General features: G+C 40.3%; 31 protein-coding genes and 3 pseudogenes. 16 read left to right on the top strand and 18 right to left on the bottom strand.

Annotated features, from left to right (window positions below):
* Window positions 1–78: 78 nt before the first annotated feature.
* Entirely contained in the window at window positions 79–603 is a 525-nt protein-coding gene (locus CSQ79_RS08800) for a hypothetical protein (RefSeq protein ID WP_099700820.1), read from the top strand.
* Here CSQ79_RS08800 and CSQ79_RS08795 read toward each other — a convergent pair.
* The 4 genes from CSQ79_RS08795 to CSQ79_RS27585 are packed head-to-tail and all read right to left on the bottom strand — an operon-like array spanning window position 584 to window position 2,182.
* Window positions 584–844, bottom strand: coding sequence for a hypothetical protein (locus CSQ79_RS08795; RefSeq protein ID WP_099700819.1), 261 nt, complete (start codon window positions 842–844; stop codon window positions 584–586). The two genes, CSQ79_RS08800 and CSQ79_RS08795, sit on opposite strands and share 20 nt — an antisense overlap.
* Complete coding sequence (locus CSQ79_RS08790) at window positions 834–1,574, bottom strand: hypothetical protein (protein WP_099700818.1); 741 nt, start codon at window positions 1,572–1,574, stop codon at window positions 834–836. Before CSQ79_RS08790 ends, CSQ79_RS08795 begins: the two co-directional genes overlap by 11 nt.
* A complete protein-coding gene (locus CSQ79_RS08785) occupies window positions 1,564–2,034 on the bottom strand; it encodes a hypothetical protein (protein WP_099700817.1) in 471 nt (156 codons plus the stop codon). Before CSQ79_RS08785 ends, CSQ79_RS08790 begins: the two co-directional genes overlap by 11 nt.
* Window position 2,035: 1 nt before the next feature.
* A complete protein-coding gene (locus CSQ79_RS27585; protein ID WP_289500922.1) occupies window positions 2,036–2,182 on the bottom strand; it encodes a hypothetical protein in 147 nt (48 codons plus the stop codon).
* A 251-nt stretch (window positions 2,183–2,433) separates the two neighbouring features.
* On the opposite strand from CSQ79_RS27585, the gene CSQ79_RS27580 reads away from it, so the two are divergent.
* Window positions 2,434–2,601 carry a hypothetical protein gene (locus tag CSQ79_RS27580; RefSeq protein WP_289500920.1) on the top strand — a complete coding sequence of 56 codons (168 nt, stop codon included), beginning with the start codon at window positions 2,434–2,436 and terminating at the stop codon, window positions 2,599–2,601.
* A 40-nt stretch (window positions 2,602–2,641) separates the two neighbouring features.
* On the opposite strand, the gene CSQ79_RS28615 is transcribed toward CSQ79_RS27580, so the two are convergent.
* Window positions 2,642–2,863 carry a helix-turn-helix domain-containing protein gene (locus tag CSQ79_RS28615; RefSeq protein ID WP_354000899.1) on the bottom strand — a complete coding sequence of 74 codons (222 nt, stop codon included), beginning with the start codon at window positions 2,861–2,863 and terminating at the stop codon, window positions 2,642–2,644.
* 356 nt (window positions 2,864–3,219) lie between these two features.
* On the opposite strand from CSQ79_RS28615, the gene CSQ79_RS08775 reads away from it, so the two are divergent.
* The 5 genes from CSQ79_RS08775 to CSQ79_RS08755 all read left to right on the top strand — a co-directional run bounded on the left by CSQ79_RS08775 (window position 3,220) and on the right by CSQ79_RS08755 (window position 7,082).
* A complete protein-coding gene (locus tag CSQ79_RS08775; protein WP_099700816.1) occupies window positions 3,220–3,642 on the top strand; it encodes a Rho termination factor N-terminal domain-containing protein in 423 nt (140 codons plus the stop codon).
* Window positions 3,643–3,674: 32 nt separating this feature from the next.
* Entirely contained in the window at window positions 3,675–3,809 is a 135-nt protein-coding gene (locus tag CSQ79_RS27575) for a hypothetical protein (protein WP_289500919.1), read from the top strand.
* A 33-nt stretch (window positions 3,810–3,842) separates the two neighbouring features.
* On the top strand, window positions 3,843–4,397 hold the full coding sequence (locus CSQ79_RS08770; RefSeq protein WP_099700815.1) for a hypothetical protein: 555 nt from the start codon (window positions 3,843–3,845) through the stop codon (window positions 4,395–4,397).
* Between the two features lie 542 nt (window positions 4,398–4,939).
* A complete protein-coding gene (locus tag CSQ79_RS08760; RefSeq protein ID WP_099700813.1) occupies window positions 4,940–5,524 on the top strand; it encodes a hypothetical protein in 585 nt (194 codons plus the stop codon).
* 1,006 nt (window positions 5,525–6,530) lie between these two features.
* Window positions 6,531–7,082 (top strand): hypothetical protein, encoded by a 552-nt coding sequence (locus CSQ79_RS08755; RefSeq protein WP_099700812.1) that lies wholly within the window; start codon window positions 6,531–6,533, stop codon window positions 7,080–7,082.
* A 193-nt stretch (window positions 7,083–7,275) separates the two neighbouring features.
* Here CSQ79_RS08755 and CSQ79_RS08750 read toward each other — a convergent pair whose 3' ends face one another.
* The 4 genes from CSQ79_RS08750 to CSQ79_RS08735 form a co-directional block, all read right to left on the bottom strand.
* Window positions 7,276–8,109, bottom strand: a complete 834-nt coding sequence (locus CSQ79_RS08750) for a pentapeptide repeat-containing protein (RefSeq protein WP_099700811.1) — start codon at window positions 8,107–8,109, stop codon at window positions 7,276–7,278.
* Between the two features lie 58 nt (window positions 8,110–8,167).
* Window positions 8,168–8,809 carry a beta-carboxysome protein CcmP gene (gene ccmP, locus CSQ79_RS08745; RefSeq protein WP_099700810.1) on the bottom strand — a complete coding sequence of 214 codons (642 nt, stop codon included), beginning with the start codon at window positions 8,807–8,809 and terminating at the stop codon, window positions 8,168–8,170.
* A 263-nt stretch (window positions 8,810–9,072) separates the two neighbouring features.
* Entirely contained in the window at window positions 9,073–9,381 is a 309-nt protein-coding gene (rbp, locus tag CSQ79_RS08740) for an RNA-binding regulator (RefSeq protein ID WP_099700809.1), read from the bottom strand.
* Between the two features lie 302 nt (window positions 9,382–9,683).
* Window positions 9,684–11,165, bottom strand: a complete 1,482-nt coding sequence (locus tag CSQ79_RS08735; protein WP_289500917.1) for a GMC oxidoreductase — start codon at window positions 11,163–11,165, stop codon at window positions 9,684–9,686.
* Window positions 11,166–11,170: 5 nt separating this feature from the next.
* On the opposite strand from CSQ79_RS08735, the pseudogene CSQ79_RS08730 reads away from it, so the two are divergent.
* Window positions 11,171–11,876, top strand: a pseudogene (locus tag CSQ79_RS08730) (IS1 family transposase).
* A gap of 2 nt (window positions 11,877–11,878) precedes the next feature.
* Here the strand turns inward: CSQ79_RS08730 and CSQ79_RS08725 are convergent.
* Window positions 11,879–12,772, bottom strand: a complete 894-nt coding sequence (locus tag CSQ79_RS08725) for a LysR family transcriptional regulator (RefSeq protein ID WP_099700807.1) — start codon at window positions 12,770–12,772, stop codon at window positions 11,879–11,881.
* Window positions 12,773–12,988: 216 nt separating this feature from the next.
* Here CSQ79_RS08725 and CSQ79_RS08720 point away from each other — a divergent pair, with 216 nt between their 5' ends.
* Window positions 12,989–13,225, top strand: a complete 237-nt coding sequence (locus CSQ79_RS08720) for a hypothetical protein (protein WP_071882445.1) — start codon at window positions 12,989–12,991, stop codon at window positions 13,223–13,225.
* On the opposite strand, the pseudogene CSQ79_RS08715 reads toward CSQ79_RS08720, so the two are convergent.
* From CSQ79_RS08715 to CSQ79_RS08700, 4 genes and pseudogenes are all read right to left on the bottom strand, one after another.
* Window positions 13,222–13,767, bottom strand: a pseudogene (locus tag CSQ79_RS08715) (Uma2 family endonuclease). The gene CSQ79_RS08720 and the pseudogene CSQ79_RS08715 overlap by 4 nt on opposite strands.
* Before the next feature lie 225 nt (window positions 13,768–13,992).
* On the bottom strand, window positions 13,993–14,790 hold the full coding sequence (hisA, locus tag CSQ79_RS08710; RefSeq protein ID WP_099700805.1) for a 1-(5-phosphoribosyl)-5-[(5-phosphoribosylamino)methylideneamino]imidazole-4-carboxamide isomerase: 798 nt from the start codon (window positions 14,788–14,790) through the stop codon (window positions 13,993–13,995).
* 58 nt (window positions 14,791–14,848) lie between these two features.
* Complete coding sequence (locus CSQ79_RS08705; protein WP_099700804.1) at window positions 14,849–15,190, bottom strand: DUF3593 domain-containing protein; 342 nt, start codon at window positions 15,188–15,190, stop codon at window positions 14,849–14,851.
* Between the two features lie 98 nt (window positions 15,191–15,288).
* The gene (locus CSQ79_RS08700; RefSeq protein ID WP_099700803.1) at window positions 15,289–15,663 is read right to left on the bottom strand and encodes a DUF2499 domain-containing protein; all 375 of its coding nucleotides are present in this window, start codon (window positions 15,661–15,663) and stop codon (window positions 15,289–15,291) included.
* 126 nt (window positions 15,664–15,789) lie between these two features.
* Between CSQ79_RS08700 and csaB the strand changes: the two genes are divergently transcribed.
* From csaB to CSQ79_RS08685, 4 genes and pseudogenes are all read left to right on the top strand, one after another.
* Complete coding sequence (gene csaB, locus CSQ79_RS08695) at window positions 15,790–16,833, top strand: polysaccharide pyruvyl transferase CsaB (protein WP_099700802.1); 1,044 nt, start codon at window positions 15,790–15,792, stop codon at window positions 16,831–16,833.
* A 330-nt stretch (window positions 16,834–17,163) separates the two neighbouring features.
* Window positions 17,164–17,553 carry a hypothetical protein gene (locus tag CSQ79_RS27045; protein WP_143755441.1) on the top strand — a complete coding sequence of 130 codons (390 nt, stop codon included), beginning with the start codon at window positions 17,164–17,166 and terminating at the stop codon, window positions 17,551–17,553.
* Window positions 17,471–18,130 carry a bacteriorhodopsin gene (locus CSQ79_RS08690; protein WP_099700801.1) on the top strand — a complete coding sequence of 220 codons (660 nt, stop codon included), beginning with the start codon at window positions 17,471–17,473 and terminating at the stop codon, window positions 18,128–18,130. Before CSQ79_RS27045 ends, CSQ79_RS08690 begins: the two co-directional genes overlap by 83 nt.
* A 293-nt stretch (window positions 18,131–18,423) precedes the next feature.
* A pseudogene (locus CSQ79_RS08685) lies at window positions 18,424–18,582 on the top strand (diguanylate cyclase domain-containing protein); the annotation flags it as partial.
* Between the two features lie 56 nt (window positions 18,583–18,638).
* Here CSQ79_RS08685 and CSQ79_RS08680 read toward each other — a convergent pair.
* The 4 genes from CSQ79_RS08680 to CSQ79_RS08665 form a co-directional block, all read right to left on the bottom strand.
* Window positions 18,639–19,154 carry a hypothetical protein gene (locus CSQ79_RS08680; RefSeq protein ID WP_099700800.1) on the bottom strand — a complete coding sequence of 172 codons (516 nt, stop codon included), beginning with the start codon at window positions 19,152–19,154 and terminating at the stop codon, window positions 18,639–18,641.
* Between the two features lie 197 nt (window positions 19,155–19,351).
* Window positions 19,352–19,783 carry a hypothetical protein gene (locus CSQ79_RS08675; RefSeq protein WP_099700799.1) on the bottom strand — a complete coding sequence of 144 codons (432 nt, stop codon included), beginning with the start codon at window positions 19,781–19,783 and terminating at the stop codon, window positions 19,352–19,354.
* A gap of 205 nt (window positions 19,784–19,988) precedes the next feature.
* Window positions 19,989–20,549, bottom strand: a complete 561-nt coding sequence (locus CSQ79_RS08670; RefSeq protein ID WP_099700798.1) for a Uma2 family endonuclease — start codon at window positions 20,547–20,549, stop codon at window positions 19,989–19,991.
* Between the two features lie 27 nt (window positions 20,550–20,576).
* Window positions 20,577–21,350 carry a DUF3891 family protein gene (locus CSQ79_RS08665; protein WP_099700797.1) on the bottom strand — a complete coding sequence of 258 codons (774 nt, stop codon included), beginning with the start codon at window positions 21,348–21,350 and terminating at the stop codon, window positions 20,577–20,579.
* A gap of 323 nt (window positions 21,351–21,673) precedes the next feature.
* On the opposite strand from CSQ79_RS08665, the gene CSQ79_RS08660 reads away from it, so the two are divergent.
* From CSQ79_RS08660 to CSQ79_RS08650, 3 genes are all read left to right on the top strand, one after another.
* Window positions 21,674–22,540: a methyltransferase domain-containing protein gene (locus tag CSQ79_RS08660; protein ID WP_099700796.1), complete on the top strand. Its 867-nt coding sequence runs from the start codon at window positions 21,674–21,676 to the stop codon at window positions 22,538–22,540.
* A gap of 15 nt (window positions 22,541–22,555) precedes the next feature.
* Window positions 22,556–23,272: an HAD family hydrolase gene (locus tag CSQ79_RS08655; RefSeq protein WP_099700795.1), complete on the top strand. Its 717-nt coding sequence runs from the start codon at window positions 22,556–22,558 to the stop codon at window positions 23,270–23,272.
* A 159-nt stretch (window positions 23,273–23,431) separates the two neighbouring features.
* Window positions 23,432–24,202, top strand: coding sequence for an SDR family oxidoreductase (locus CSQ79_RS08650; RefSeq protein WP_099700794.1), 771 nt, complete (start codon window positions 23,432–23,434; stop codon window positions 24,200–24,202).
* Window positions 24,203–24,205 lie beyond the last annotated feature (3 nt).

The raw sequence follows: 24,205 nt of genomic DNA, 5'->3' as shown, positions 1-24,205 counted from the left end.
AATCAAGAAGTTGGGTAGATTTTAAGTGTCCCGCACACACAATGAGGTAGAAAATAAAAGTGTTTATCTTTAAAGAATATGCAACACCTTATTGAAGCTGTAGAACAAGCACTAGCACAACAGAACTGGTACGCAGCTTTAGCACTTGCTCTTACACTTCCTGATATCTGTGGATGGTTAGAACATCCTAATAAGAGGACTGGTGAACGTTATAAAGATTGGTTTAGGAAGTATATAGGAAACCAGAACAGTTTTCCCTCTACCGAAGATTTTTATCTTTTGCGGTGTGCCTACTTACATTCGGGTTCGGACGATATTAGTGATAAAAAGGCTCGTGATGTGTCGAAGCGTTTTTGTTTCACCAAACCGTCGGAGTTTGTAAGTGCAGATAATAACATGGTGAAGGCTGGCGGTCATTTTACTGCTCAGCTACAAGTAGATAATTTTTGCAGAGGTATTTGTGAAGGTGTAAAACTTTGGGAAAAGGACGTAGCAATAAAAGATGGTGTACAAGAGCGGCTTAGAAGTGGATTGATGAAGATTTATCCACCAGAAGTATTTTTACAGTATGCTATGGCAGGTTTTATATCCATAGACGATTAGCTGCATCGTCAACCTCGAAGTACAAAATTATGTCAGGCGAACGATACTCTGCTTCAGTTTCTTTGTTGTACAACTCAATACCAAACAGTGTGATACCGACTATCCCACCGTCCCACTCGATAGCAACATGTGATAAGTCCATGTTGTAACCGAGTACCCATCCTATTAAGTAACTTAGGTAGGATAACCAGTCATTCTTAATAGGACGGTAGAAGCGTAACGTGAATATTCTATTGTTCATTCTGTTCTGGTAGTGTATAACCTGCTTTTAACAAGTCTTGAAAAACTAGATGTAGTAAATAGTCACAATCTGTTTTGTAACCTAGTTGAATTCTTCTTACCTTGATTGATTCTTTTATTTCTGGAGTAGTAGAAACTTCTACCCTACCTCTTTCCTTGTCATCTTTCTGACGTTTATACTTGTTTTCTTTCCTGTTGGCATCCTTACCAGAAGCTACTTGCTCATAGTCTCTAACTACTGCCATGTCAGTTAAAGTTGAAGCTTCTTTTACTATTTCCCCGAACTTTTCATTTGAAGAGTCCTTATTTTCCAAGGATTCTGAGGACGTGGAACCATCTGCCACGTCCTTCTTAATCTCATTATTTAGATTTAGGTGAGGCAAACCTTTTTCTTTTTCGTAGTACACTATGTAGTCGTCTGCTGTCCTACGACAAAACGGTAAGGTTTCAGCAAACTTCAACCATCCACGTTTTTCTTTTTTACTACGTAGGAACTGACCCATGTCCATCTTGTAAGTATGAGCCATTCCCTCAAATAACATTGCCATATCATGAGTGCGTTTTATCCACTCATGACTACCGTACTCTAAGTCCTGAACTACAGCGCTAGATGATGGAGGTAATAACTTAGGTTGCTTAATTTTGTTAGCTTCAAACTCACCTGAACCATCATCAACTCCTATGTACTTGGCATTAACCTTCCAAGCTTCACCCATAACTTCAGATTTCATCTTCTTTAATTCCTAGAATTTCTCTTGCTCTTTCTATTCCTTTTTCAGTCAATGTATACCTGACACTAGACCTAGAGTTTTCAGTAGGCTTATTCTTTGTAATGTAAGCTTCACCTATCCTATTTATAACTCTGAGATTAGATTGATGGCACTTTTCCTTGTCACTATTTGTTATCAACATCTGAGCTTTTCTTATGTCGGAAGCTGATGCCCATTTTATGTTTAAGTCAAACAACAGTAGATGTAAGCTTTTAAACATTAGCTCTTGAGCGGGGACTGGTTTTATATTAGGTGAAAATACTCCTTTAGTTTCCCTCCTTAAACTCTCTGCTCTATCTTTTGCAGACTCATATGTGGGCGCTCTCTCTATTGATGAATCAATTACTCTCTGCAAGTTAGATAGTTGTAGAGATATGGCTGCTATCTGTTCAGATATGCCTATCAATTCACTAGTTTTCATATTATTCTTCTCCTATCTCTGTACAATCTCCTGGAAACATTAATGAAAGCATTGTGATGATATCCTTTAGCTGTTCCATAGCATCACTTTCGCTTTCTGCTTCAATCTCAATCTCCGTGCCACTTATTTGAAACTTATACGTATCCATAAAAATACCCGCTACTTGGCGGGTTCTGAAGTTATTTTTTGTTTCATTACTCGAATGCAGACTTGTGCAACATTACCATTACTATCTCCTTCTCCTCAGGAGAAACATAGGTACAGAAGTGATAACCTAAACCAAGGTTATGACTGTATACATCAACTTCAGAACCTTTAAGGATATGAACGTCACTATCTGCTAAGCAAAATAGATAGCTTTACAAGGTAATTGATGAACACTAACAAGTGAGCATCTTCATGAGTAAATTGAGCAAATTCTTTCTGCTTTTACCTATTGCCTACGTATTACTGAGTTCGGCTTTTGGTATACAATCTCCGAAACTTGCCGAACTTCGGGATAACTACCCGTTGTTATTAGAAACTATTGGTATTATTGCGGTTAAATCAAAAGAAGAAGATGAATAATCTATAACTTATTAAGGGTATGGAACTTAAAACCATATCCTTAATCTTTTGTTTCTTCCAAATAAAGTAATTCACCTACCTCAATACCAAAGTAGCCACAAAGCTTCTCAAGTGTTGTGTTGTCTATTCGATTAAATTTATTCAGGTATATCAGGTTGATAGTAGTAGGGGACAGACCTGTTTCACGAGCTAATCTCCTCTGACTTAAATGCGGATATTGTTCGTCTATTAATCTAGCCAGATGTGATTTAACTCTCCTCACAATTCAACCTCAATCCCTGTCATCGTTACAGCTTCATCCTACCATATTCGTATCAGCTAGCTGTAAAAAAACATTACATCTTCTTGTTACTGTATCAGTTAGCTGTTAGATTAGATTCATCAGAGGAAGGGAATCACAGAACAACCCAACCAAAAGAACTCCAAAAACTGAATACTACTGAACTGGATGACGGAAACGCCCCGAACCAACGGAAGCACGGGAACCTACCAGGGAAGGAAAAGATGAAATTTCTTCACTCGATTCAAGATTGCTAAACGGTTGTACTTAGCCGTCGTACACGACGCTTATCTACAGCCCACAGGCTACCAACAATATCGCTTCATGAGGATAAAGAGATGGAAAGCACACAAGCATTACTGACATTAGCATTCAATATTATCTGTATTGGTTACACAACACTATCAATTGCAAATCTAGTGTGTGGTTTGTATGAAGAGTGGGTAAAACTAAACTCAACTGAATTAGCTCTTGATAGTTATGAAATAGAAGCCACAGATAAATCACCACAGCTTCCGTTAGAACCTCAAAACTATGAAGTAATTTCTATGGACACAGCAGAATTGCTCAACACATATCGTTGGGATTTAGCACATATTGAACTACTTAGTTACGTAAACGCGCAAGAGATAGCACCTGAGTCTAACAACAAGCTAGGAGCGTTAACCATTAGGGAGCTTAAGTCAAAAGCTAAGGAGCGACACATCCCCAGGTACGGCAATATGCGCAAGTCTGACTTAATCCAAGCCCTTGCTCAATAAATTTGTAGAGTTAATCACACATAAGTATCAACATGAAATACATCATTATCGCAGCAGTATCAGCAATCTCTCTTTTAGTTATCACTAAATCCCCAGGTACGCTTACCTTCGGTTTTGTTACAGGGATAGCAACTGGGACTGTTCTAGGAGTAGCAATTAAATCTTAAGTTGCGTAAACACTTTTAACTACGAGTTAAACAATGAAACGTGATACAAGCGCTGCTGATAAAAGAACCAAGAAATTCGCTATCGTACTCGGAGTACTGTTGTTGTTAGTTACGTGCGGTCAACTAGCATCAGATAATGAAAACGAAACACCAGATACTGCACAAAATCAGGAACCACAGCAAGCAGAAGTTGTTGAGGAACCGATACCTGAAGAAGTAGAGCCGGAAACAGCTACAGCTCCAACGGAACCAGTATCAACTGTACGGGCAATGAAAGAAGAGAACCGTGATAAATTCTATGCCTCAGCCAACATCCTTACTGATTCAAGTGACGTTTCGTTTGATTACTACGTTAGTCGCTTCAGTGACGGCTCTGAGATGATTCACAACTTAGGCAATACAGCTTGTAAAGAAATGGTTGATAACCCAAGCTCTACACCACAGTACGTATCGGACAAGATGCAATCAACCTTTATAAGCAACCTTCCAGCTCATGATTCCGATGACCAAATGATAGAAGATGTCAAGGTTTTAATTGATTCAACTGTGTGGGCTGCAGCAGCTCACCTATGCCCAGTACAGGAGTAAATCAAATGTTTAAAACTATTTCAAAAGAAAAACTGTAGGACTAACTCTAAGTGGTGTCATCTATGGAGGACTAAACGTTCTTTCACTCTCGACATCACTTGTACTTAACGGATTTGATTGCCAGGAAACAGCAGTAAGAGTCGGTTTAATTGTTTGCACAAATAAAGGAGGGATAGTGAAATGAAAGCTTTATTAAAAGTTTCAGCTTTAATCGTTAATAGCGTATTAGTAGCAACGCCAGTGTTTGCTAATGAAGCCTTAGACTGGTAGCAACGTTATGACCAGCAACAAGTAGAACAACAACGACAAATGCAGCAACCTGAGAGGCGTCAAAGTTGTGAGAAGGACTGGTTAGAGCATTTCAACAGGGAACGTAGGGAACAAGCGCTAAGAAGTGCTGACACTGCACATCACGAATACATTCTAGAACTTGAGGAGAAAGTGTCAAGAGCAGAACGTAAGCTAAGACAAACTGAAGCTGAGAAGGAGAACTTACAACAAGCCAACTACAGGACTTTGGAAGATACTAGGAGCATCAGGCAGTGAGTAACGATGTTGTAGAAAAAATAGCTCTCGTTATGCTTGGTTGGTTACTAAGTACCCTAACAATTCTGTTAAAAGAGTTTCGGGATGAGAAAAAACGACAGCGAAAATTATTTACTCAACTCGATTTGTCCATATCAAAGTTTCGCTTTAGTTTGGAGTTTGAGCGCATCTACAGAGATGTTGGTGGACTAGAGACTTTGAAGGGAATGGTAGACCTTGATGATGAATTCTGGATAAAAAGGCTTCCGTACCCTACACCCACATTACCTGAAAATTTTGAGCGTATTTTGGAACAATTTTCCGAATGGGAATTTGAGAGGGGTCGGACAACAATCACTGAGAAGCTTATTTCGTTCAAGATTCTAGTTGAAGGTCTGAGAGCATATTATGCAATTATGGAACTTTGTGCCAAAGAAGGTGAGGAAATACCAAAGAGATTACTAGGTGTCTACCAAAGTTCTTTACCTAATTTAAAAAAGGAGGCTAATGATATTCATAAGCTGGTTTCTTCTCTTCGATTTAGTTGGAAGCAACGCCCCATAGGGAGGATTAAAACTGCTTTTAGTCGAAGGAAAAGCTAATTTATAGATTGGTCTGCTTGATATCAACGGCGTTAAACCGCTAACCATTCGGGCAATGGGATACGGTTGTAGGCAAATGTGCAAAACAAATAAGTTGGGTTCCCGATTGCACATAAACAACGTAACCCAGTCTATTACGGATTTAAGAACGGAAACATTGCCAAAATTGTATTTCCTACTAACTCCAAAGGACGTAATGCAGGTAAAACCTACGTCGCACGACTAATCTGTCAGGCTAGCGGTTCGTTTGATTTCAAAATTGGTGGTAAGCGACAAAGTTCAAATCACAGATACTTTACAGCAATCCATCGCAAAGATGGTTACAGCTATAACTAAGGAGAATAGCAATGAAACTTAGAAACTTATTACAGTTTGTAACAAAATTTATTCTCGGTCGAGTAACAGCATTTACCTACGCTTGGGTTGTCAGTATTTCGAGTTATTTCAAGATAAAGCGATACCGCTATCGATGCAGGAATTCGTTAGAGCAACGTCGAACCCTAGACCCAAATATAGCGTTGGCGATGCTTGTTTAGTGGAAGAGTAGCACTCACAAGATGGTATACTCAGGCGTGTACAAAACACGGGTATACATGGAAGTTTGAAGCTGTAGGATAACCATAATACGTTGGTGTGTGTTATCGCACCGCAGAGGTCAGGGATTCGAGTTCCCTATTCTCCATACATTTCAAGAATAACAATACTCCTTTATACTCATTCGGTTAAGGTTATGCAGTTAGGTTGAGCTTCGAGGTAGTAGCTGCAACTGAAAAACAGATCAAGGAAAAAGAGCATCAATTTATCGCGCTAACGATTAGTCTTGCTAGTAGTCGGTAGGAAGCAATCACTCGATCTTGTAGAGTTTGATGTGGATGCGAGCGCTTTTATTGTTCAAGGTAAGTCTGTAATGTCCGTGTCTTTAGATGAAATTTATTGAAGCTTGGAAGAAAAGTTAGCAGTCTAATAAAAATATAGTGACGTTAACTTTGCCAAAGCTATTTAAAGGATGTGTAAAACAGACATCTCATTTTCAACTCACGATCTGGTATATAAAAATTCTGAAATTGACTGGAAAAGATTACGTTTGGCAGCACAGATTAAAGCAAACGTTGAACAACTAGATACACTTATTCTTGCTTTTGAAAAAACCTCTCTTATTATTCAAGAAAATAGTTTTTCTGATATAAAAATAAAACGTCAGTTAGCCTGTGAAATTAACAAGCTATTTGAACAAGGTAACATTCCTGATGAGTTACAACCAAAAGACACGAACCGTTTTTGTGATAACTTATATAGTCTTGTTACTCATGCAAAAAAAGAAAACAATATTGCAGAAATTATTAAAAAAATAAAAACAGAAATTCACTCAACTTCATATAATAAAATTCCACGTAGTATTTCATTATTTCAATACTTGTTTGCTATTTTAACACGCAATAAAATTATTGATATTCCTATAGAAAACTATTACTGTCATGTAACAAAAGAATTAATTACTTTATATCCTAATCTCCAGATAGATAATAATTCTATTTTTCTCTATAGTAAAGAAGATTAATTTATCATTTTTTTTACTGAAAGCAAGTGTTAACATTATAAATTAACCCTTAAATTGCCACTCAATTTGGTAATAAGGTGCTTGGGCAGAACAAGGTACGCAAAAATAAATCGGCTGCTGAAGCTTCTCACTACTACTGGTTTAGAGGCAAATTCAACCAAAACTTCTTATAAGACAAGTATATTGCTTACATTTAGACATCAGTTGCCTCTCCAAAGTTGGCTTTACTCAAGTTTGCTCCTGTAAAGTTAACTTGATTGAGAATAGCGCCAGTAAAATTAGCCCGACTCAAGTTAGCACCAGTAAAATTAGCTTGGCTCAAATCAGCACCAGCAAAATTAGCTTTACTGAGATTCGTCCACCGCAAATCTGCTTTGAACAGATTAGCACCGCTAAGGTTAGCGCCGAACATATAAGCACCGTTGAGATGAGCTTCACTGAGATTAATTTGCTCAAGATGAGCTAAATGCAAGTAAGCACCAATCAACTCAGCTTCATACAGATTCGCATGACTCAAGTTCGCATGGCTCAAATTAGCTGCCATCAAATTAGCATAACTGAGATTAGCGCGTCTTAAATCTGCCGTACTTAAATCTGCCTCTTTTAAGTTAGCCCATCGCAACTCAGTTGCAATTAAGTTGGCGTGAGTGAGATCTACTCGTCTTAAGTCTGCGCCTTTGAGATCGGCTCCAATAAGATTGGCATAGCTCAAATTGGCTCCAGTTAGCTGAGCTTCTGTTAACTGAGCATCAACAAGTTCGACTTGTTGCAGATTAGCATCGATGAGTTCAGATTTGTTGAGATTAGCTGCGCTTAAGTTAGCTTTAGTGAGGTTAGCTGCAATCAGTTTAGTCTTACTGAGATCGGCTCTGCGGAGGTTGACTGCGATTAAATTGGCACCTCTAAAGTTTGCTTCACTTAAATCAGCTTCACTAAGGTCTGGTTTTATTTGGATGTTTTTCTTTCTCCACTCAAGCCACTTTACTGCACCCTGCTGTAGTAATGCAAGATGCTCGATATTCGCCATCCAAATTCTCCTTCAGTCAATCAAGCAGCACCAACTTTCAACTTTAACAAACACAAGGCTATTCCTTACGCCCACTTGCAGGGTTTTCACGTCCAACTACATTTTCAATTGCTGTCAATGCAGCACTCGAACCTGCTAAGATATCTCTTTCTTCTCCACCTAAATAGAGGCGTCCAAAGCTACCAACAGCCTGAATTTCTAAGATATTAATCAAAGCCGCTTTCTCAGCTTCATTTGCTGCTAAAGCAGCGTAAGCAGCTGGTTGAACTTCTAGTACATACAGCGTTTGTCCTGCTAAAATCATTTGTCCTCTGCGGGTACGATTGATTAATTGCGTATGATGGGGATCAATGTTACGGATAATTTGGCTAGACATAATGTAAGGTTTGAGCCGCTCTCGCTCGCGGACACCCAATGCGTCTAAAATAGCTTTACCTGCCGTTCGTGTATCGCCTTGTTTGCTCGAATGAACTTCGAGAAGCCCGTAAAGTCGTTCGACAACTTGCACTCCTGGACGTACAGAGGTAGCTTTTAAAGCAATGTCCATAATTCGGTTAATTTCAATACCTGGCGAAATTTCAATCCAAAGTGAGGCATCACCTGGCAAGGGCAAAAACCCTAAAGCTACTGTTCCCATATAAGCTGCGTGCTGAGGCTGCAACCTGTCTAGAAATACATAACTGCGTAATTCTATACCCAAGATTTAAATCTCCGTCATTTTAGAATTTTGCGATCGCAACATCTGAGTTTACACTTTGTGCTTCTGAAATCGTGAAACGCTAGCTTGATGCAGTTAGATACTTACACAATATGCGACACTCGTACAAAAAAAAGGCTCAAGCAACATTACCTAAGCCTCTTAAATATTAAATTTGGTTTTTACAACTAATACAGTTTGCACTAGCCTTCAGGAATGCAAAGGCAAATCCAGTAGTGCTGCGTTATTGCACTAGTTTGCTATCTTTAGTAGCGAGCCGAAAAACTATTGTTTCTGCGGTTTCCGCCCCCGCCATTAAATGAGCCTCTGTCTTCTCTGGGCTTTGCTTTGTTAACTCTCAAAGTCCGACCCATCCATTCTGCACCATCTAGCGCATCAATTGCTAAGTCTTCTTCTGCATCTGTATCCATTTCTACGAAACCAAAGCCACGTACCCGACCTGTTTCACGGTCAGTAGGTAGCTGAACGCGCTTTACAGAACCATATTCTGCAAAAACTGCACTGAGGTCTTCTTGTGAAACCTCGTAGGATAAATTACCTACATAAACTGACATACTTTATCTCCTAAATCAGAAAGGTGTAGAGATCTAGATTTCGGAGAGAAGCCTGTCAAAACTAAAAGGAAAAAGCCCATCAATTCTAAAAACAAACGCTGCAACCGAATTTTACTCTCATGTCTTTCTACAATAGCATATTATTTCTGTCTTTTACTACATACAAAGCAGAAACAAATGTAAAAACTGCACAAATTAAACATCATATTTATATAGTTATTTAATGTTTAAAAAAATCTGCGATCGCACTTCCAAGTATTAAAGATCAAAATTACCTCTAACACCAAACATCTTAAAGCCAGTTATGGATCTACTTGATAGCAAAACGGTATCGCTTCCTGATAAACTCCAACTTGCATCCGATCTTTAATGTGGTCAGCAAGCCGGATCGCTAGTGCCACAATAGTGAGTGTCGGATTAGAAAGACCACTTGTCGGGAAAACAGAGCTACCGATGACATATAAATTGCTAATTCCGTGAACTTGACAATCTGCATTGACAACACCAAGTTTAGGGTTAGTACTCATGCGGGTTGTACCGATGTGATGGTAGGAACCGCCGCGCAGTGATTGCCAATATTTATCTTCATGCAGTACGATTTCAAGCTGACGCGAATCAGAACGCGCGATCGCGCGCGTCAAAATCTGCTGCGAGCGTTCAAGAAGAGATCGCCAAGAAGCATCATCTGCCAGTTCAATTTGCATGCTCCCCAGCCGAGTCCGTGCTAGTTCTTCTTGAATTAACTGCTGTGATCGGTAAATTGTATACTTATCGATCGAACTCAAACGCCAGTCCAGTTGAATCCGAGGAATTCCCAACTTGTCACGTTCAGAGCTAAGCATAACGCGACTATCAGGATTAGGAGCTTGCTCTGATATCAGGTGAGTTTCAAAAAATTGCTGGGGAAATGGCGGATGTTTAATCTGTTTTACCCAAATTCGCGCCATGACCTCATCTAGATTAGCAATAACTTTGCTCAAGTCACCAACAGCAGATAAGCGATCGCCAAGCTTTTTTTTCTGCCAATCTCGACTCTTAAGGCGTTGCAAAGCTTTCAGCCATTCTGGAACAATCGGCACGAGTCTAATCGCAAAATTGAGAATTTGTTCGTGTTCTTGAACTGTTTTAGAAAGAGCTAAGACTGTAAATAGACGAGTTTGCGCAACTTGAATCTTTTGCTGCGGACCTGTGGGATATAAAGCATTTGGCTTTGTCAATAAAACTTTGCCTGACCTAATATAAGGATGCTCCATAAAAAATCTCCCCACAAGGTCATATTGATTTCCTAATCCGTTGTTGCAAACGCTGTTTGAGGCTAGCAAAAGGCGGGGATTCTCGATTCCACCACACGCGAGAATAAAGATTTTTGCTGATACCCACAATTTGCGACCTGCTAAATTAGCAACACATAGCCGCGTTACAGCTTTAGCAGTATTGTTGGTTTCAATGTCTACAACATTTGCATGAAGGTAGATGTTAATGTTTGCTGCCTGCACAAATTCTGCTTTGTAAACTTCACCGAAGCGCAACCGTTCCCGCGACATGACTTGAAAAATATAAGTAACAACTCGCTCTTGTGATAGTGACAGATTAAAACGATGCTGACGTCTTAAATCGTTTTCCCAATCAGCAAACTCGTAATCAAAACGTTCCAACCCACAAACTTTTTGCGATCGCTCGTAGTACGGGTTTAACTCTGCCTTAGTGAAAGGCCAGCTACTATAAGGCATCCATGAGCGGGTAGTGCCATAGAAGTAATGAGGGTAGAGTGATGGATTGTTCACGTCCGATGCCGGCTTGTCCCAATTGCTCTGGGTGCCTGTTAAAAATGGTCGGATTCATAACGCTAAGCAACGCTTTCTGTGCCGTGAATGTGGTCGGCAATTTGTGGAACATCGGGACAAAAGAGTGATTGACCAGAAGACGCGATTGGTTGATAGGTTGTTGTTAGAACGTAGATCCCAGGCGGGAATTGCCCGCGCCGTACAGATTTGTGAGCAATGGCTGCACACCTATGTCAACGACAAGTCTGCACGGGTGCCACGTCAAGTTGAGCTGAGCGCCAAAACAAGGGGAAACTGACGATTCAATGCGATGAGTGATGGTCATTTGTGGAGCACAAGGCTGATAAACAGTGGGTGTGGTTGGCACTTGATGCCTCTACTGGTGAGATTATTGGTGTTTATCTTGGTGCCAGAGATGAAAAAGGCGCACCCACTGTTTATGGCACTCCTTACCACCTGCCTATCGCCAGTGTGCAGTTGCTGACACGGACTTTTGGGTCTGCCTATGCAACAGTTCTACCAAGCAAGAGGCATCGTGCTCTAGGACAAGAGACCCGTAAGACTGGCGACATTGAACGATGAAACAACACACTTAGGCAACGAGTGTCTGGTTTGGTACGAACAACATTGTCTTTTTCCAAATCATGAGAGAATCACATTGGTGCGATTTGGTATTTTGTCCACTATTACAATGCATCATTACTTATTTAGCACTACCAACTACTTTTAAGAAGATCGAGCAAAGCAAATCCAGCAGGAGTTAGTAACGCGTCTGCGAGTATAGCAGCACTAATCGTGCGAAAAAAAGGTACTGGAAGACTAAAAACTTGTACCCCTTCTGGAATTGGTTCAGCAGCAAGGCGAGGACTAATCGCAGTTCCTAATCCTTGTGCAACCATGTTAACTATTGTGGTATCAGAGCGAATTTTATACGCTGCCTGTAGCGTTACACCATATTTAGCACAATGAGCGTACATCATCGTATCGCAGTCACAGCCGTCGGGAGGCACAATCAAAGGATAAACTTTTAAGTCTTCCCAACTCAGCTGAGTGGATTTTGGCTCAAAGCTGGGAGGAAATAGTACTACGAATTCATCATGCATCAATTCCCAAGTTTCAAATTCATGGCTTGTTGGTAAATACGTAATCCCAATATCCGCACGTCCTTTACGTAAATCATCTTCTACATCCGCGCGATCGTCGTACTCTGCAATACTCACCGCGATCGCCGGATAGCGCTGGCAAAATTGTGCAATGATTCTTGGGAGAATATGCGTTCCCGCACTGCGAAATGCAGAGATCCGCACTAAGCCGCCTTCTAATCCTTTGGCTAAGTTAGCTTGTTTAACAATATCTGCCATCAAGTACAAAATCTGACGCGCCCGATCTACAATTTGCTCGCCTACAGGAGTAAGATGCGCACCATAACGCCCTCGCATAAAAAGTAAAATGCCTAATTCTTCTTCTAAAGTTGCGATCGCATAACTTACTGCTGATTGTGACATTTGCATCTGCAAAGCAGCCTCACTAAAACTACCACAATCAGCGACTGCGATTAAAACTTGCAGTTGAGACAGCTTGAGTTGGCTTTGGTAGTCAAAACCCATAACGAATACATCAGCACTATCTGCATTGTCGCAAAAATACAAAAATCATCTATCAAATTTACTGATAGACGTGATTCAATTTCTGATTTGTTTGTTGCTCAATCAAAGCAATAAAGTCATGTTCAGACATTAGTCAGATTTTACTATCTTTAGGACAAGAAATTTAGAGTTTACACGATGAATTTAGTCAATTGGCAAAAATCTCAACGAAGGAAAATGAACGAAAATCAACTCGATAAATGTACTCAACAAGGTTTTCGATTCAGGCTACACAGCGTTTGGCAAGTGCTACGCAAATATTTTCTCATATCATCAGAACTGCAAGTTTGGTCTATTTGCGATCGCCAGGGTAATATTTGGTGGAGTGCTTACGATCCAATCACCAAACGTGGAATTTATCATGTTTCCCAAGAACAAATTTTGGCTTGGATTGAAGGGCGCGATCGCTATTAAACCGAAAATAATTGCTCAATTGATATAGTAATCTCTGGAAACGCTAATGGAGAGACTATTCCAGTTTTAATGTCTTGCCGCGATTGATACTCGTTTTCTTGAGGATCGCGAAACACAATTAGCTGTAGCGTAGTAAGATCTAATATCCAATACTCTTAAATTCCTGCTGCTGCATATATGGGCTGCTTTTGTTCTAAATCTTTGGTTAAACTTGAATTAGATATCTCTACCACCAGATAGATGTCATCAGATCCAGGGTGACGCTCTCGGTAATCGCTCCAAGAACCCCGTACAATGGCAATATCTGGCTCTGGTTCTGAAGTTTCAAGTGTAATGGGGCGGGCTTCGCGAACTAAGGCTTGACGATTGAGGCAGGTGCGGAAATAATCAGCTAAGCTTCCTCCACAAAACGCGTGTATTGGTGCTTCTGGTGTCATTTCGTGAATTTCTTCCGCCAACAATTCAACGCGGCGATCGTCTAAAATACCAGATGCAATCATCCGGTGGTAATCTTCTACTGTCCACTTTGCCAATGTTTCCATAGTAACCGAGTGAAAATCGACTCAACTTCAATGCTGGTAATGGGTAATTGGTAACTAACGCGAATATCAACTCGTACTAACTTAAAGGCTGGTAATAGGTAACTAGTACGTAGGTAGATAGTATCAATTTTTGATTTTCCATTATTCAATTTAAACCAATGTTGTTGGGCGCTAATTTTTAGTTAAATTTCATTACCAATTACCCATTACCAATCACAGATAAAATCAAGCAAACGCTGAAAATCCTAAATCGGGTGGTATATCTTGTAATCTACCTTGTCCGACAGCTTGAATTGCACTTTTGAGCGAAATATCTCCAGTGTATAACGCACGACCAACAATCGCGCCTGTAACTCCCAACGATTCAAGCGCGAGTAAACTTAATAAATCAGTGATAGAACTTACACCACCTGATGCTATCACCGGAATTGAGATTTCTGCTGCTAGTTCTCTAAGCGCTTCTAAATTAGGTCCTGATAGCGTACCATCACGGTGAATATCAGTATAAATGATTGCAGCAACACCCAATTCTTGCATCTGCGTTGCGAGTTGCGTTGCTAACACTTCCGATGTTTCTAACCAACCGTGCGTTGCAACTCTACCATTGCGTGCATCAATCCCAACAATGATTTGCCCAGGAAACTCTTGACATAAATCTGCGACTAATTGCGGTTGTTCAACAGCAACGGTTCCTAAAATCACGCGCTGTACGCCTAAGTTTAATAACTGGGTAACGCTAGTGCGTAGGGCTTTGCCCGTGCCGCAGGCATCGCGTAATCCTCCACCAACTTGAAGTGGTATCGATACTGCTGAAGTAATTGCTTCAATTGCCGCTAAATTGACAACCTTACCTTGCTTTGCCCCATCTAGATCGACGACATGTAGTCGCGTTGCGCCTTGTTCTACCCATTGATGCGCCATATCTGCAGGGTTATCGTTAAAAACTTGCGATCGCGCATAATCTCCTTGATATAACCGTACGCATTTGCCTGCAAGTAAATCTATCGCTGGTATAACTTCCATACATCTATGAATGACAACTACACAACTCCCAAACCATAACCTTCTTCTCCCTCACTCCTCACTCCGGACTTCGTCCCGCTGCGCTAACACCCCTCGCCCCTATGACTGCTTGTCTGAAGCCTAGCACAACAAAAATATTCGATAGCGTTAAGAAAAATTCTGCACTCCCATGCAACCAATCAACGTTTGCTAATGATTCACCATAGTGAATTTGTGCATAAATTCCTGCTGGAATTGTCACACCAACAAATACCAAAGTACAGTAAAAGCCAATCAATGCTAAACGTGGCATTTGGGGAGTACGAGTGAGAAACCATAAGAAACCCAAGTAGGGAAACAATGATAAAGCAAATAAGGTTTCTTTGGAAGGATGCAAAAGAAAGGAGACGTCTTGAATCATAAGTTTGCCTTTTGGCTAACACTGGAATGAAAAGGAGGCAGAGATCAGGAATCGGAGAATTTCTACAGTTTTGATTCTCGCGCTGCGGCTAATGTCAATCAAAGTTTCTCTCTTGTCTCCCTGAGTTTTAGTTCATTTTTTCTATCCCTGACCCCTGATCCCTGATTCCTGACCTCTTCTTCAGTTGTAGAACGCCAAATTATCCATGCAGCAATTAACAGCGTGAAGTTACCAACAACAGTCATTGTCGCTTGAAGTGTCACTAACCACTCTAACGATTTTGCATTGTCGAAAAAGTGCCACGTACACGCACACATTGCACTCACAAGTGCAGGTAACATCGCCAGAGATAAAGCCCACCAGCTACGGTTACGAGTCACTTCACCATAGATCCAGATTAACCAAATCGCGGCAATCCATTCAATGACGCTAGAGACGTGAATAATCCAAGTTGGAATTGAGAGGGCGTGCATAATGAGGGGCGAGGGGTGAGGGTATGCAATTGATTGGTGCTTTTTTATCGTAAGGCTCAGATTCAATTAATGGCACATCTCGGATAGAGTTTTTGTTATGTTATCTGAGGTAATAACGTGGGCAAGATGCGGGCGGTTTTGTGTGGATACTATGGTAAAGGCAATGGTGGCGATGAGGCTTTATTAGCAACACTTTTGCAAATGTTACCAGATCATGTGACACCAATTGTACTTTCGGGTAATCCGCAGGAGACGCGCGATCGCTATCATGTGGAAGCGTGCGATCGCATGGGATTATTCAGCGTACTTCAAACTTTGCGCAAGTCGGATGCGTTCATTTGGGGTGGTGGAAGTTTGATGCAAGATGTGACGAGTGCGATTAGCCCTTTGTATTACGGCGGCTTGATGATTGCAGCACAACAACTTGGCTTAAAAACAATCGCTTGGGCGCAAGGAATTGGTCCACTTAAGCGCGACATGACACAGCAATTGGCACGACGGACTTTTAAAAAGTGTACCGCAGTGAGTGTTCGCGATCGAGGTAGTGCGGCTTTGTTGTCTAAATGGGGAATTTCATGTACTCTCGCCCCTGATCCAGTATGGGCGTTAGAAGCTTCGCCTGTACCTGGGTTATGGGATTTACCTGCACCTAGAGTTGCAGTCACATTGCGATCGCATCCTGAATTAACATCAACTCGCCTCAATAATCTCACCCGTGCTTTAGTTGATTTTCAAAAAGCAACACAAACTTGTATTTTGCTTGTGCCATTTCAACAAAGTCAAGATTTAGCCATTGCTGAAGCGATCGCACCGCAACTTCCTGGAGTTCATAAAATTTTGTCTTTGCAAGATCCTAAAGCTTTAAAAGGTGTATTTCGAGGTGTTGAAATGGCGATCGGTATGCGCCTTCACAGTTTAATTATGGCTGCGGCTGAAGGATGTCGCTGTTTTGCCTTAAGTTACGATCCTAAAGTGAGTAAATTGATGGCAGAACTTGATATGCCAGGATGGAATTTAACTGAAATTCCTGATAAATATCATGTAATTTATAATACATTGCTTGAACATTATGCAAACGGTGATTCTCTTACTCCTGATCAAATTCAATCTTTAGTAGATCGAGCAACCATTCATCGAGATTTGCTACATCAAGTTCTATTCGCAAGTTAATTGCACAGTAAGTTAACGCATTGAATATGCAAATAGCTGCCCCTCTATATCATCTAAATCTAATCTTGTTAACCTGCCTGTGTATACTACTGTTATTAGTCTGTTTGTCAAGTCGTACTAGTATTATTAGGGATTTTAGTTTTATACTATACACATTCTTCAAAATGAAATATATCTTGAGATAGAGTTGGTTATATATTTATTAGAGATAATACTCTCAAGAGAACTTGAGCAATTGATACTGCAACAAGCTGATATTCTAATAATAAATAAATATAGAGTAAAAAATATTTTTTACTTGTTTTACTGTTCAATTAATGAGGATAATTAATGTTTGATTTAGGAGTGCTGACAACTTCCTTTATACAAAATTTAATAGCACAGACTGTAGTCGTACCAGAAGGTACGATTATGGAAAACTTACTCACTTACTCGCCAGTACAGCACCAATTAATATCGCATTTATTAACACTTGGTGTGAGTGTGATGGCAGTAGGGTTTGTATACTTTATTACAACTAACAGTCGCTCGTTGCCGCGATTTCAACCATCATCGACGCTATCTGCTGTCGTCATGGTGTCAGCTTTCTTAATTCTAGGTTTGCAACTAGTAGAGTGGCTGTCAGCATTTGCCTTTGATGGAACAGTTTGGGGGCTGGGTGTTGGTACAGCAGGCAGATATTACAGAAAGCACGTTCTCGAATGGTTATCGTTACCTTAATTGGTCAATTGATGTACCATGTTTGCTAACTCAGATGTTATTTGTGATTGATGTCACGCCAGGACGTTTCCGCAAGCTGCGGTTTCGCTTCATCACTGCTGGTTTATTAATGATTTACACCGGATATATCGGACAATACTTTGAAATTACAAACACTGGTTGGTTTCTCTTTTGGGGTGCGGTAAGTACCGTTTTCTACGTTTACATTCTCTATATGATGGGGAATTGGATCTTCAAATCACGTGAAAATTTACCTCGCCAAGCCTATAAAACCATGGGGACAATTTGGTGGTTAATCTTGATTTCTTGGACGCTTTATCCCTTAGCCTACTTGGTACCTTGGGCTTGGAAGGCTTTTCCCGCATGGGGTGCGTGGGCAGCCGTAACGCGACAATTTCTCTACACGATGGCAGATATTTTCTCTAAAGTAGTTTACGGCGTATTGCTATCGAGTGTGGCACAAATCCGTAGTGCAGCAGAAGGCTACGAACCAGCAATTCAAGTACAAATTGACGGTGGTGGTGCTAGTCAAGAATACATCGAAAGGAACACTCATAATGAGTCAACTAGACTCTAATAAAATCAATGCTGTACTTGTAGAGATTGTGAGAAGCGAAGTGCAAGCATCGCAACCATAATCACTGATAGCTTGTGTTTGTGATTGACATGCTATGTGCACTGCCACATCCAAATTTTGCTTTGGAAGGTGTAATACCATTTCACTCTTATAAGAACTATAGTTAATTTCTTCCTCTGCTCCCTCTGCTTCCCATTTGTAGCAAAGTATAGCGCAAGGTGTTGATAGAAGCTAAAATGCGGCAACAATTGACCAGGGTGCTGATTAACTGATTAACAAGTCATTCTAGAGTACAGTACAGTCAGCAGTTACTTAATAACATTACTCTTTCTCTAGGAGTTGCCTGTTTTCCAGAAAATGGTCATACTCCAGAAGAACTCCTTCGTGCTGCGGATGCTGCATTATACCGCGCTAAAACAGAGGCTTTTGAATGTGAAAAAGAGCAACAATGAGCACAGCAGGTGTAATCATTGCTGAAAGAATTGCCAGCACCAATTTGTCATTAAAACTAATAAGAAACTCCGATAGAAAGTACTGGATACACGCCAAGCCAACTGACGTTATCTTCAATATCCTGTTCTTCCTGGGCGATCGCATCCTCTAGTAAATTATTTAATATAGGAATTCCGCCAATAATATCTACACCTGGACCTGTTGCTTGCAAATCTGCTTGTGGTGAACCTGGAAATAAAACACCTAAATCGATATTAAAGCTGAATGCACTACCGCGTCTCACCGGATTGCCGTAACCAATGCCAATATAAGGTGCAATTGTGTTAGGAAATGTTAATGAACCCTCAAGTTGACCAACTACAGCTAGCGGAAATTCAATACCACCAATTTCTAAGACTTCAGCCGGACGCGCGATCGCATCAACTCGATTGTTTTGATAGACTACACCACCAGTCACTCGAAAACCACTTGTACTTGAAGGAAACCAATCAAGCATTCCAGTAGCGTTTAGTAGTTGTAAATCACCGTCGTAATCAATCTCATTTTGTGTAAAACCACTACTGAATCCCAAATAATTAAATCCTACTCTGCCATTAAAATTGGTGAAATTGCACCAATACCCTCAAGACCAACACCTAAAGCACTCACTTTAGCTCCTAGTGCAAAACTACTCCGCACAGGTGCTTCTGATGCAACTGCTAATCTTTCTAATAAGCGTGTTTCTAAGTTTTGTCGTTCTACTTCTGATGGTGATAAGCGTTGTCTGAGTTATATAGACCGTTGTGCTTGTTGTTCTGAGGTTTGGTAGTCGGTACAGCGTGAATTTAACGGAAAAGCACGACAAAGTGTATCTAAACCAAGTTTACCTATCAAGAACTGCTTTTCTAAACTATTTTCTGCCAACAAATCTACTGCATTGCGAGAAACTTCTATTTGCTGAGAATTTGTACTTAATGTAATTTGGTATTTATTATTCACGTTGCTGTCATTGAACTTTGAGCTATCGACTTCTGTAGTCGTAAAGTCATTTTCATTAACAGACTGATTAACTAATACTGTTGCGATATTCTTCTCTAATTTCAATTCCTGAGAAGTGTGCAACTTCAAATTGTCTAAGCGATCGCTTGTCTCTAAATTAGTTAAATTATTTGTGCTTAGACTATCTTCAGCTAGTACTTTTCTGGTATTGCAGTAGTACAAAAGAATGTCAAGATGCTTGCACTAAATAATCCTAATTGTGCTACACCTTTACTGTATGCCATTTTTTGTATTCCGTTATCGCTAATATCTGTCTTTTTAACTGATATAACGTTTTAGCTGACTAAGCATAGTAAAGACTACTGAGAAATTACTTAAATATAAAAAATAGCTAGTAGCTAGCCAAAACCAAACCCAAAACTATTTTCTATATTCTTAACCAATTAAATAAATCTTCTACTTTAAGTTTTAGTTCTAAAAACTCAGGTACAGTGAGTAAGTCTTTTGCTTCCTCAAAATAAATTGGTTGTTTTCCTGGTGGATAAACTATAACTGATTTCTCATCTGGATCAATTAGCCAACCTAATTTACAATCATGTGTTAGACAATGTAAAATATTACTAATTACTTTAGTTGGGCTTTGATCAGGAGAAAAAATCTCAATTGTCCAGTCGGGAGCAGATGTAAATACATTAGCAATATCTCCATTTTCATCAACAGGTATACGATCCCAGCTAAATACAGCAACATCAAGTACTATTGAGCGCCCACCAAAGGTACAGCGAAGTTCTGGAAAGGCAAGGGCAATCTTTTGCGGCTCAGCTAACTCATTGATAGCAGTAACTAACTTACCTTGTAACTTACTATGCTTTCCTTGGGGCATGGGCTTCTGGATAATTTGACCGTTAACATATTCGCTAGCTGGTTTAGTTTCAGGCAGCTTGAGAAACTCTTCTAGAGTGAGGTTTTGTGTTGATAGTTTTACCATGAGCGATCGCTTTTATTAAAAATTTAATTAGGCTGGAATTAATCTATTAACAATACTTACCCACGTTGCATTTTCTAACGCATTACGCATTGTGGTTTCATCGACAAACTTTTCCTGTAATAGTCGCCCTTCATAGACAAGTGTTACTTCATTTTGTTCAAATACCCAAGGATTTACTTTTATTATGTCATTCTCTATAGGAGTTAAAGTAAGTGTCATTTCACCTGATCCTATAGGGGCTTGATAAAATTGCCTCTCTTCGCGTAGCCCCATACATAAAGTCAGCGAAAGCGTATCCCAAAGCGCAACTAGAGAACGGTTACGATCAATAATTTCTGGAGTAGCATAAGATGCATAATGTGAGTCGTTCTTTAGGTTAGCAATCAACTGTTCTTGAAAATCATATTCTTGCTCTAAATAAGCTTTAACTAACTGAGAAGATGTGGGTGACTCTTGCCAATTACGGAAACGCTCAAATAATCCAGTACCATGCAGTGAGACAAGAAGGGTTGCATACCTACCAAAGGGTAATGCTAATTTTTTGGCACCTGACCATATCTGCGTATGTATCTCAGTTGGCAATTCCATGAAGTTGTGGGGGTATCCTGTTTCAAAATTTAAAGTGGGTGCAGTTTCCCATCCTACCCAGCCAATATCATGCTGTTCAGCTGCAAGACAAACTTCTTCTCTAGGAGCAAAACCACATTGTTCTCCCCACATCCTTGCTAGACAACCAGCAATCCAAGAATGTGTAGGTTGAGTAATTACAACAAGTCCTGCTGTTTCTTGGCGATGTAGCATGATTTGATCCTTTGAGTAGATGATAAACTTATTGTCTGATTAGATAGGCATAATATTTGTCATTTTCTAGTTTCATTCAATTTAATATTGCTATCATTTTTGTTAGGTAAAGTTAATAAAAAAAATGCATCACCCAAAAGAAGGAAATGTACTCTTTATTAATTGAGTTGAATATTTCATGTAAAAATTTAAAACTTATATAATTAGTGCTAGAAATTACGCTGACAATTAGAGCAGTTCTTAGCAGTTGTATATTACAATTTGTAAAGAAAGGGTATAAACCTTAATGCGATCGCCATCCACGCTTATTTAGATTAATTCCTATGCCGAGGCAAGATACCATTTGGGAACGTTTTCTCTCACCTATTGTCCGTTCATTTATTAATGAAAAAGAGTTGCGGCAATTTTATGAGAGTATTGATTGGCAGCAAGAAGCAGCAAGATTTCGGCGAGCGGATGTAGAAACACCTTTATATTACAGCAGTCAAAACTTCCACGGCATTGAGCGGGGCTATCTCAACCCTGGCGCAGCTGTATCTTACGATCCGATTACGCAATATGTATTACCGCCGAACGAAACTCTGATACGTCAGGGACTAATTGACACAATTCAAAGTCATCCACGACGCATTCTTGATTTAGGCTGCGGTACTGGATCAACAACACTAATGCTCAAACAGGCGTTTCCTTCTGCTGAGGTGATTGGTTTAGATTTATCGCCGTATATGTTAGTGATGGCAGAGCATAAGGCAAAAACTGCTCATCTAGATATCAAATGGCGTCATGGGAATGCGGAACATACAGGATTTCCTGATGCTAGTTTTGATGTTGTCACAGCTTCATTACTGTTCCACGAGACACCATCAGCTGTTTCTCAAGCCATTTTGCAAGAAAGCTTTCGCTTACTCACCACCGGAGGTGAAGTGTTAATTCTCGATGGAAATCAAAAAACACTGCGTCAACTAGATTGGCTCAATAACGTATTTGAAGAACCGTACATCCGTGACTTTGCAGCAGCAAGTGTTGATGCTTGGATGGGTGCAGCAGGGTTTGGAGCTGTGCAGACAAAAGATTTATGGTTCATTCATCAAGTCACTCGCGGGGTAAAACCGATAATACAAAAGGAAGGAGTGAGCAATTGCACTGAAGAAGACATTCCGCTTGAAGGGTGGATACCTTCTCCAGCTTAGTTGAGGCAGTGCAGTATGACTTTAAAAGCGATTTTATTTGATTTCAATGGTGTGATTATTAACGATGAACCCATTCACCAGCAACTCATCGATCAAGTTTTAATTGCAGAGAATCTGCGCCCCAAGCCAGGAGAGTATCGCCAAGTCTGCTTAGGACGCAGCGATCGCGCTTGTATCCGCGAATTATTGCAGCGTCGAGGTCGAGTTGTCAGTGATGAATATCTCACTCGCATTATTCAACGAAAAGCTGAAGCATATCAACAAGAACTAGAAAAACTAGAAAAGTTGCCCACATACCCAGGGTTAGAAGATCTCATTTTTCAATTGCGATCGCATCATCTCAAACTAGCAGTTGTCAGTGGTGCATTACGTTCTGAAGTGGAACTTGTTTTAAATCGTCTTGGTTTAACTGAATACTTCTCTGTCATTGTTGCAGGCGATGATATCGCGACAAGTAAACCCGAACCAGATGGTTATCTCCTTGCTGTAGAAAAACTAAACGAACTAGAACCTGATTTAAACTTACAACCAACAGAGTGTTTGGCAATTGAAGATACCCCAGCCGGAATCACCGCAGCTAAAAGTGCTGGAATTCCTGTTGTTGGTATAGCAAATACTTATCCATTTCATATGTTGCAACGACAAGCCAACTGGGTTGTCGATTACTTATGCGATCTAGACCTAGAATACGTACAGCAAGTTTACACTAACCGCAATCAGTTGGTAGCTTAGGAGCGAGTGCGAATAAATTCGCAGCTAAAAAACAAAGTTCACCTCCGTGGAATTACTGATAATTTTCCTGATTAGTGTACCTTCGTACACTTCGTTTAAGTAGCCTCGACTTTAGTCGGAGGGCTTAAAAGCAGCCATATATTCATTAAACACAACCACATGGGATTTTCAATTCAAGACAAAGTTGTTCTCATTACAGGAGCAAGTAGTGGAATTGGGGCAGCTTGTGCTAAAGCTTTTGCTCAAGAAAAAGCAAAATTGATTCTTGTAGCCCGTCGTTTAGATCGCTTAGAGGAACTAGCCAGTGAACTTAAGCAAGCTACTCAGGTTCATTGTTTGTCCTTAGATGTATGCGATCGCTCCTCAGTAGAATCAGCACTGAAATCTCTTCCTGAACCTTGGATAAATGTTGATGTTTTAATTAACAACGCTGGTTTAAGCCGAGGTTTAGACAAACTGTACGAAGCCGATATTCAAGACTGGGAGGAGATGATTGATACTAATATTAAGGGTTTGCTCTACATGACTCGCTTACTTGTACCAGGAATGGTTGATCGCGAACGAGGACATATCATCAATATTGGTTCAATTGCCGGACATCAAGCTTACCCAGGTGGTAGTGTCTATTGTGCTACAAAAGCAGCGGTAAGAGCACTCTCAGAAGGTTTAAAGATGGATTTACTCGGTACTCCTATACGTGTTAGTTCGGTAGATCCTGGTATGGTGGAAACTGAGTTTAGTCAAGTTCGCTTTCATGGAGATGTGGAACGAGCAAAGAAAGTCTACCAAGGAATAACTCCTCTCACTGCCGAAGATATTGCAGATATTGTCTTATTCTGTGCCAGTCGCCCGCCACACGTTAACATTAGTGAATTAGTCGTTTTAGCAACAGATCAGTCTAGTGCAACTTTAGTTCATCGCCGTAGTTAGTAG

Origin of the sequence: Gloeocapsopsis sp. IPPAS B-1203, assembly GCF_002749975.1 — a bacterium.
In the GTDB taxonomy this organism is placed as follows: domain Bacteria; phylum Cyanobacteriota; class Cyanobacteriia; order Cyanobacteriales; family Chroococcidiopsidaceae; genus Gloeocapsopsis.
Note: the sequence above shows the minus strand (reverse complement) of the source record. Positions and strands in the feature narration are given on the sequence as shown.

What these genes read in the sequence shown, in the direction of transcription:
- CSQ79_RS08650 (WP_099700794.1), top strand. Translation starts at nt 23,432, where the DNA reads ATGGGATTTTCAATTCAAGACAAAGTTGTTCTCATTACAGGAGCAAGT.
- CSQ79_RS08800 (WP_099700820.1), top strand. Translation starts at nt 79, where the DNA reads ATGCAACACCTTATTGAAGCTGTAGAACAAGCACTAGCACAACAGAAC.
- csaB (WP_099700802.1), top strand. Translation starts at nt 15,790, where the DNA reads ATGCGGGCGGTTTTGTGTGGATACTATGGTAAAGGCAATGGTGGCGAT.
- CSQ79_RS27575 (WP_289500919.1), top strand. Translation starts at nt 3,675, where the DNA reads ATGAAATACATCATTATCGCAGCAGTATCAGCAATCTCTCTTTTAGTT.
- CSQ79_RS08690 (WP_099700801.1), top strand. Translation starts at nt 17,471, where the DNA reads ATGGAACAGTTTGGGGGCTGGGTGTTGGTACAGCAGGCAGATATTACA.
- CSQ79_RS27045 (WP_143755441.1), top strand. Translation starts at nt 17,164, where the DNA reads ATGTTTGATTTAGGAGTGCTGACAACTTCCTTTATACAAAATTTAATA.
- CSQ79_RS27585 (WP_289500922.1), bottom strand. Translation starts at nt 2,182, where the DNA reads ATGGATACGTATAAGTTTCAAATAAGTGGCACGGAGATTGAGATTGAA.
- hisA (WP_099700805.1), bottom strand. Translation starts at nt 14,790, where the DNA reads ATGGAAGTTATACCAGCGATAGATTTACTTGCAGGCAAATGCGTACGG.
- CSQ79_RS08660 (WP_099700796.1), top strand. Translation starts at nt 21,674, where the DNA reads ATGCCGAGGCAAGATACCATTTGGGAACGTTTTCTCTCACCTATTGTC.
- CSQ79_RS08750 (WP_099700811.1), bottom strand. Translation starts at nt 8,109, where the DNA reads ATGGCGAATATCGAGCATCTTGCATTACTACAGCAGGGTGCAGTAAAG.
- CSQ79_RS08655 (WP_099700795.1), top strand. Translation starts at nt 22,556, where the DNA reads ATGACTTTAAAAGCGATTTTATTTGATTTCAATGGTGTGATTATTAAC.
- CSQ79_RS08790 (WP_099700818.1), bottom strand. Translation starts at nt 1,574, where the DNA reads ATGAAATCTGAAGTTATGGGTGAAGCTTGGAAGGTTAATGCCAAGTAC.
- CSQ79_RS27580 (WP_289500920.1), top strand. Translation starts at nt 2,434, where the DNA reads ATGAGTAAATTGAGCAAATTCTTTCTGCTTTTACCTATTGCCTACGTA.
- rbp (WP_099700809.1), bottom strand. Translation starts at nt 9,381, where the DNA reads ATGTCAGTTTATGTAGGTAATTTATCCTACGAGGTTTCACAAGAAGAC.
- CSQ79_RS08775 (WP_099700816.1), top strand. Translation starts at nt 3,220, where the DNA reads ATGGAAAGCACACAAGCATTACTGACATTAGCATTCAATATTATCTGT.
- CSQ79_RS08705 (WP_099700804.1), bottom strand. Translation starts at nt 15,190, where the DNA reads ATGATTCAAGACGTCTCCTTTCTTTTGCATCCTTCCAAAGAAACCTTA.
- CSQ79_RS08785 (WP_099700817.1), bottom strand. Translation starts at nt 2,034, where the DNA reads ATGAAAACTAGTGAATTGATAGGCATATCTGAACAGATAGCAGCCATA.
- CSQ79_RS08725 (WP_099700807.1), bottom strand. Translation starts at nt 12,772, where the DNA reads ATGGGTTTTGACTACCAAAGCCAACTCAAGCTGTCTCAACTGCAAGTT.
- CSQ79_RS08795 (WP_099700819.1), bottom strand. Translation starts at nt 844, where the DNA reads ATGAACAATAGAATATTCACGTTACGCTTCTACCGTCCTATTAAGAAT.
- CSQ79_RS08770 (WP_099700815.1), top strand. Translation starts at nt 3,843, where the DNA reads ATGAAACGTGATACAAGCGCTGCTGATAAAAGAACCAAGAAATTCGCT.
- CSQ79_RS08720 (WP_071882445.1), top strand. Translation starts at nt 12,989, where the DNA reads ATGAACGAAAATCAACTCGATAAATGTACTCAACAAGGTTTTCGATTC.
- CSQ79_RS08665 (WP_099700797.1), bottom strand. Translation starts at nt 21,350, where the DNA reads ATGCTACATCGCCAAGAAACAGCAGGACTTGTTGTAATTACTCAACCT.
- CSQ79_RS08755 (WP_099700812.1), top strand. Translation starts at nt 6,531, where the DNA reads ATGTGTAAAACAGACATCTCATTTTCAACTCACGATCTGGTATATAAA.
- CSQ79_RS08670 (WP_099700798.1), bottom strand. Translation starts at nt 20,549, where the DNA reads ATGGTAAAACTATCAACACAAAACCTCACTCTAGAAGAGTTTCTCAAG.
- CSQ79_RS08700 (WP_099700803.1), bottom strand. Translation starts at nt 15,663, where the DNA reads ATGCACGCCCTCTCAATTCCAACTTGGATTATTCACGTCTCTAGCGTC.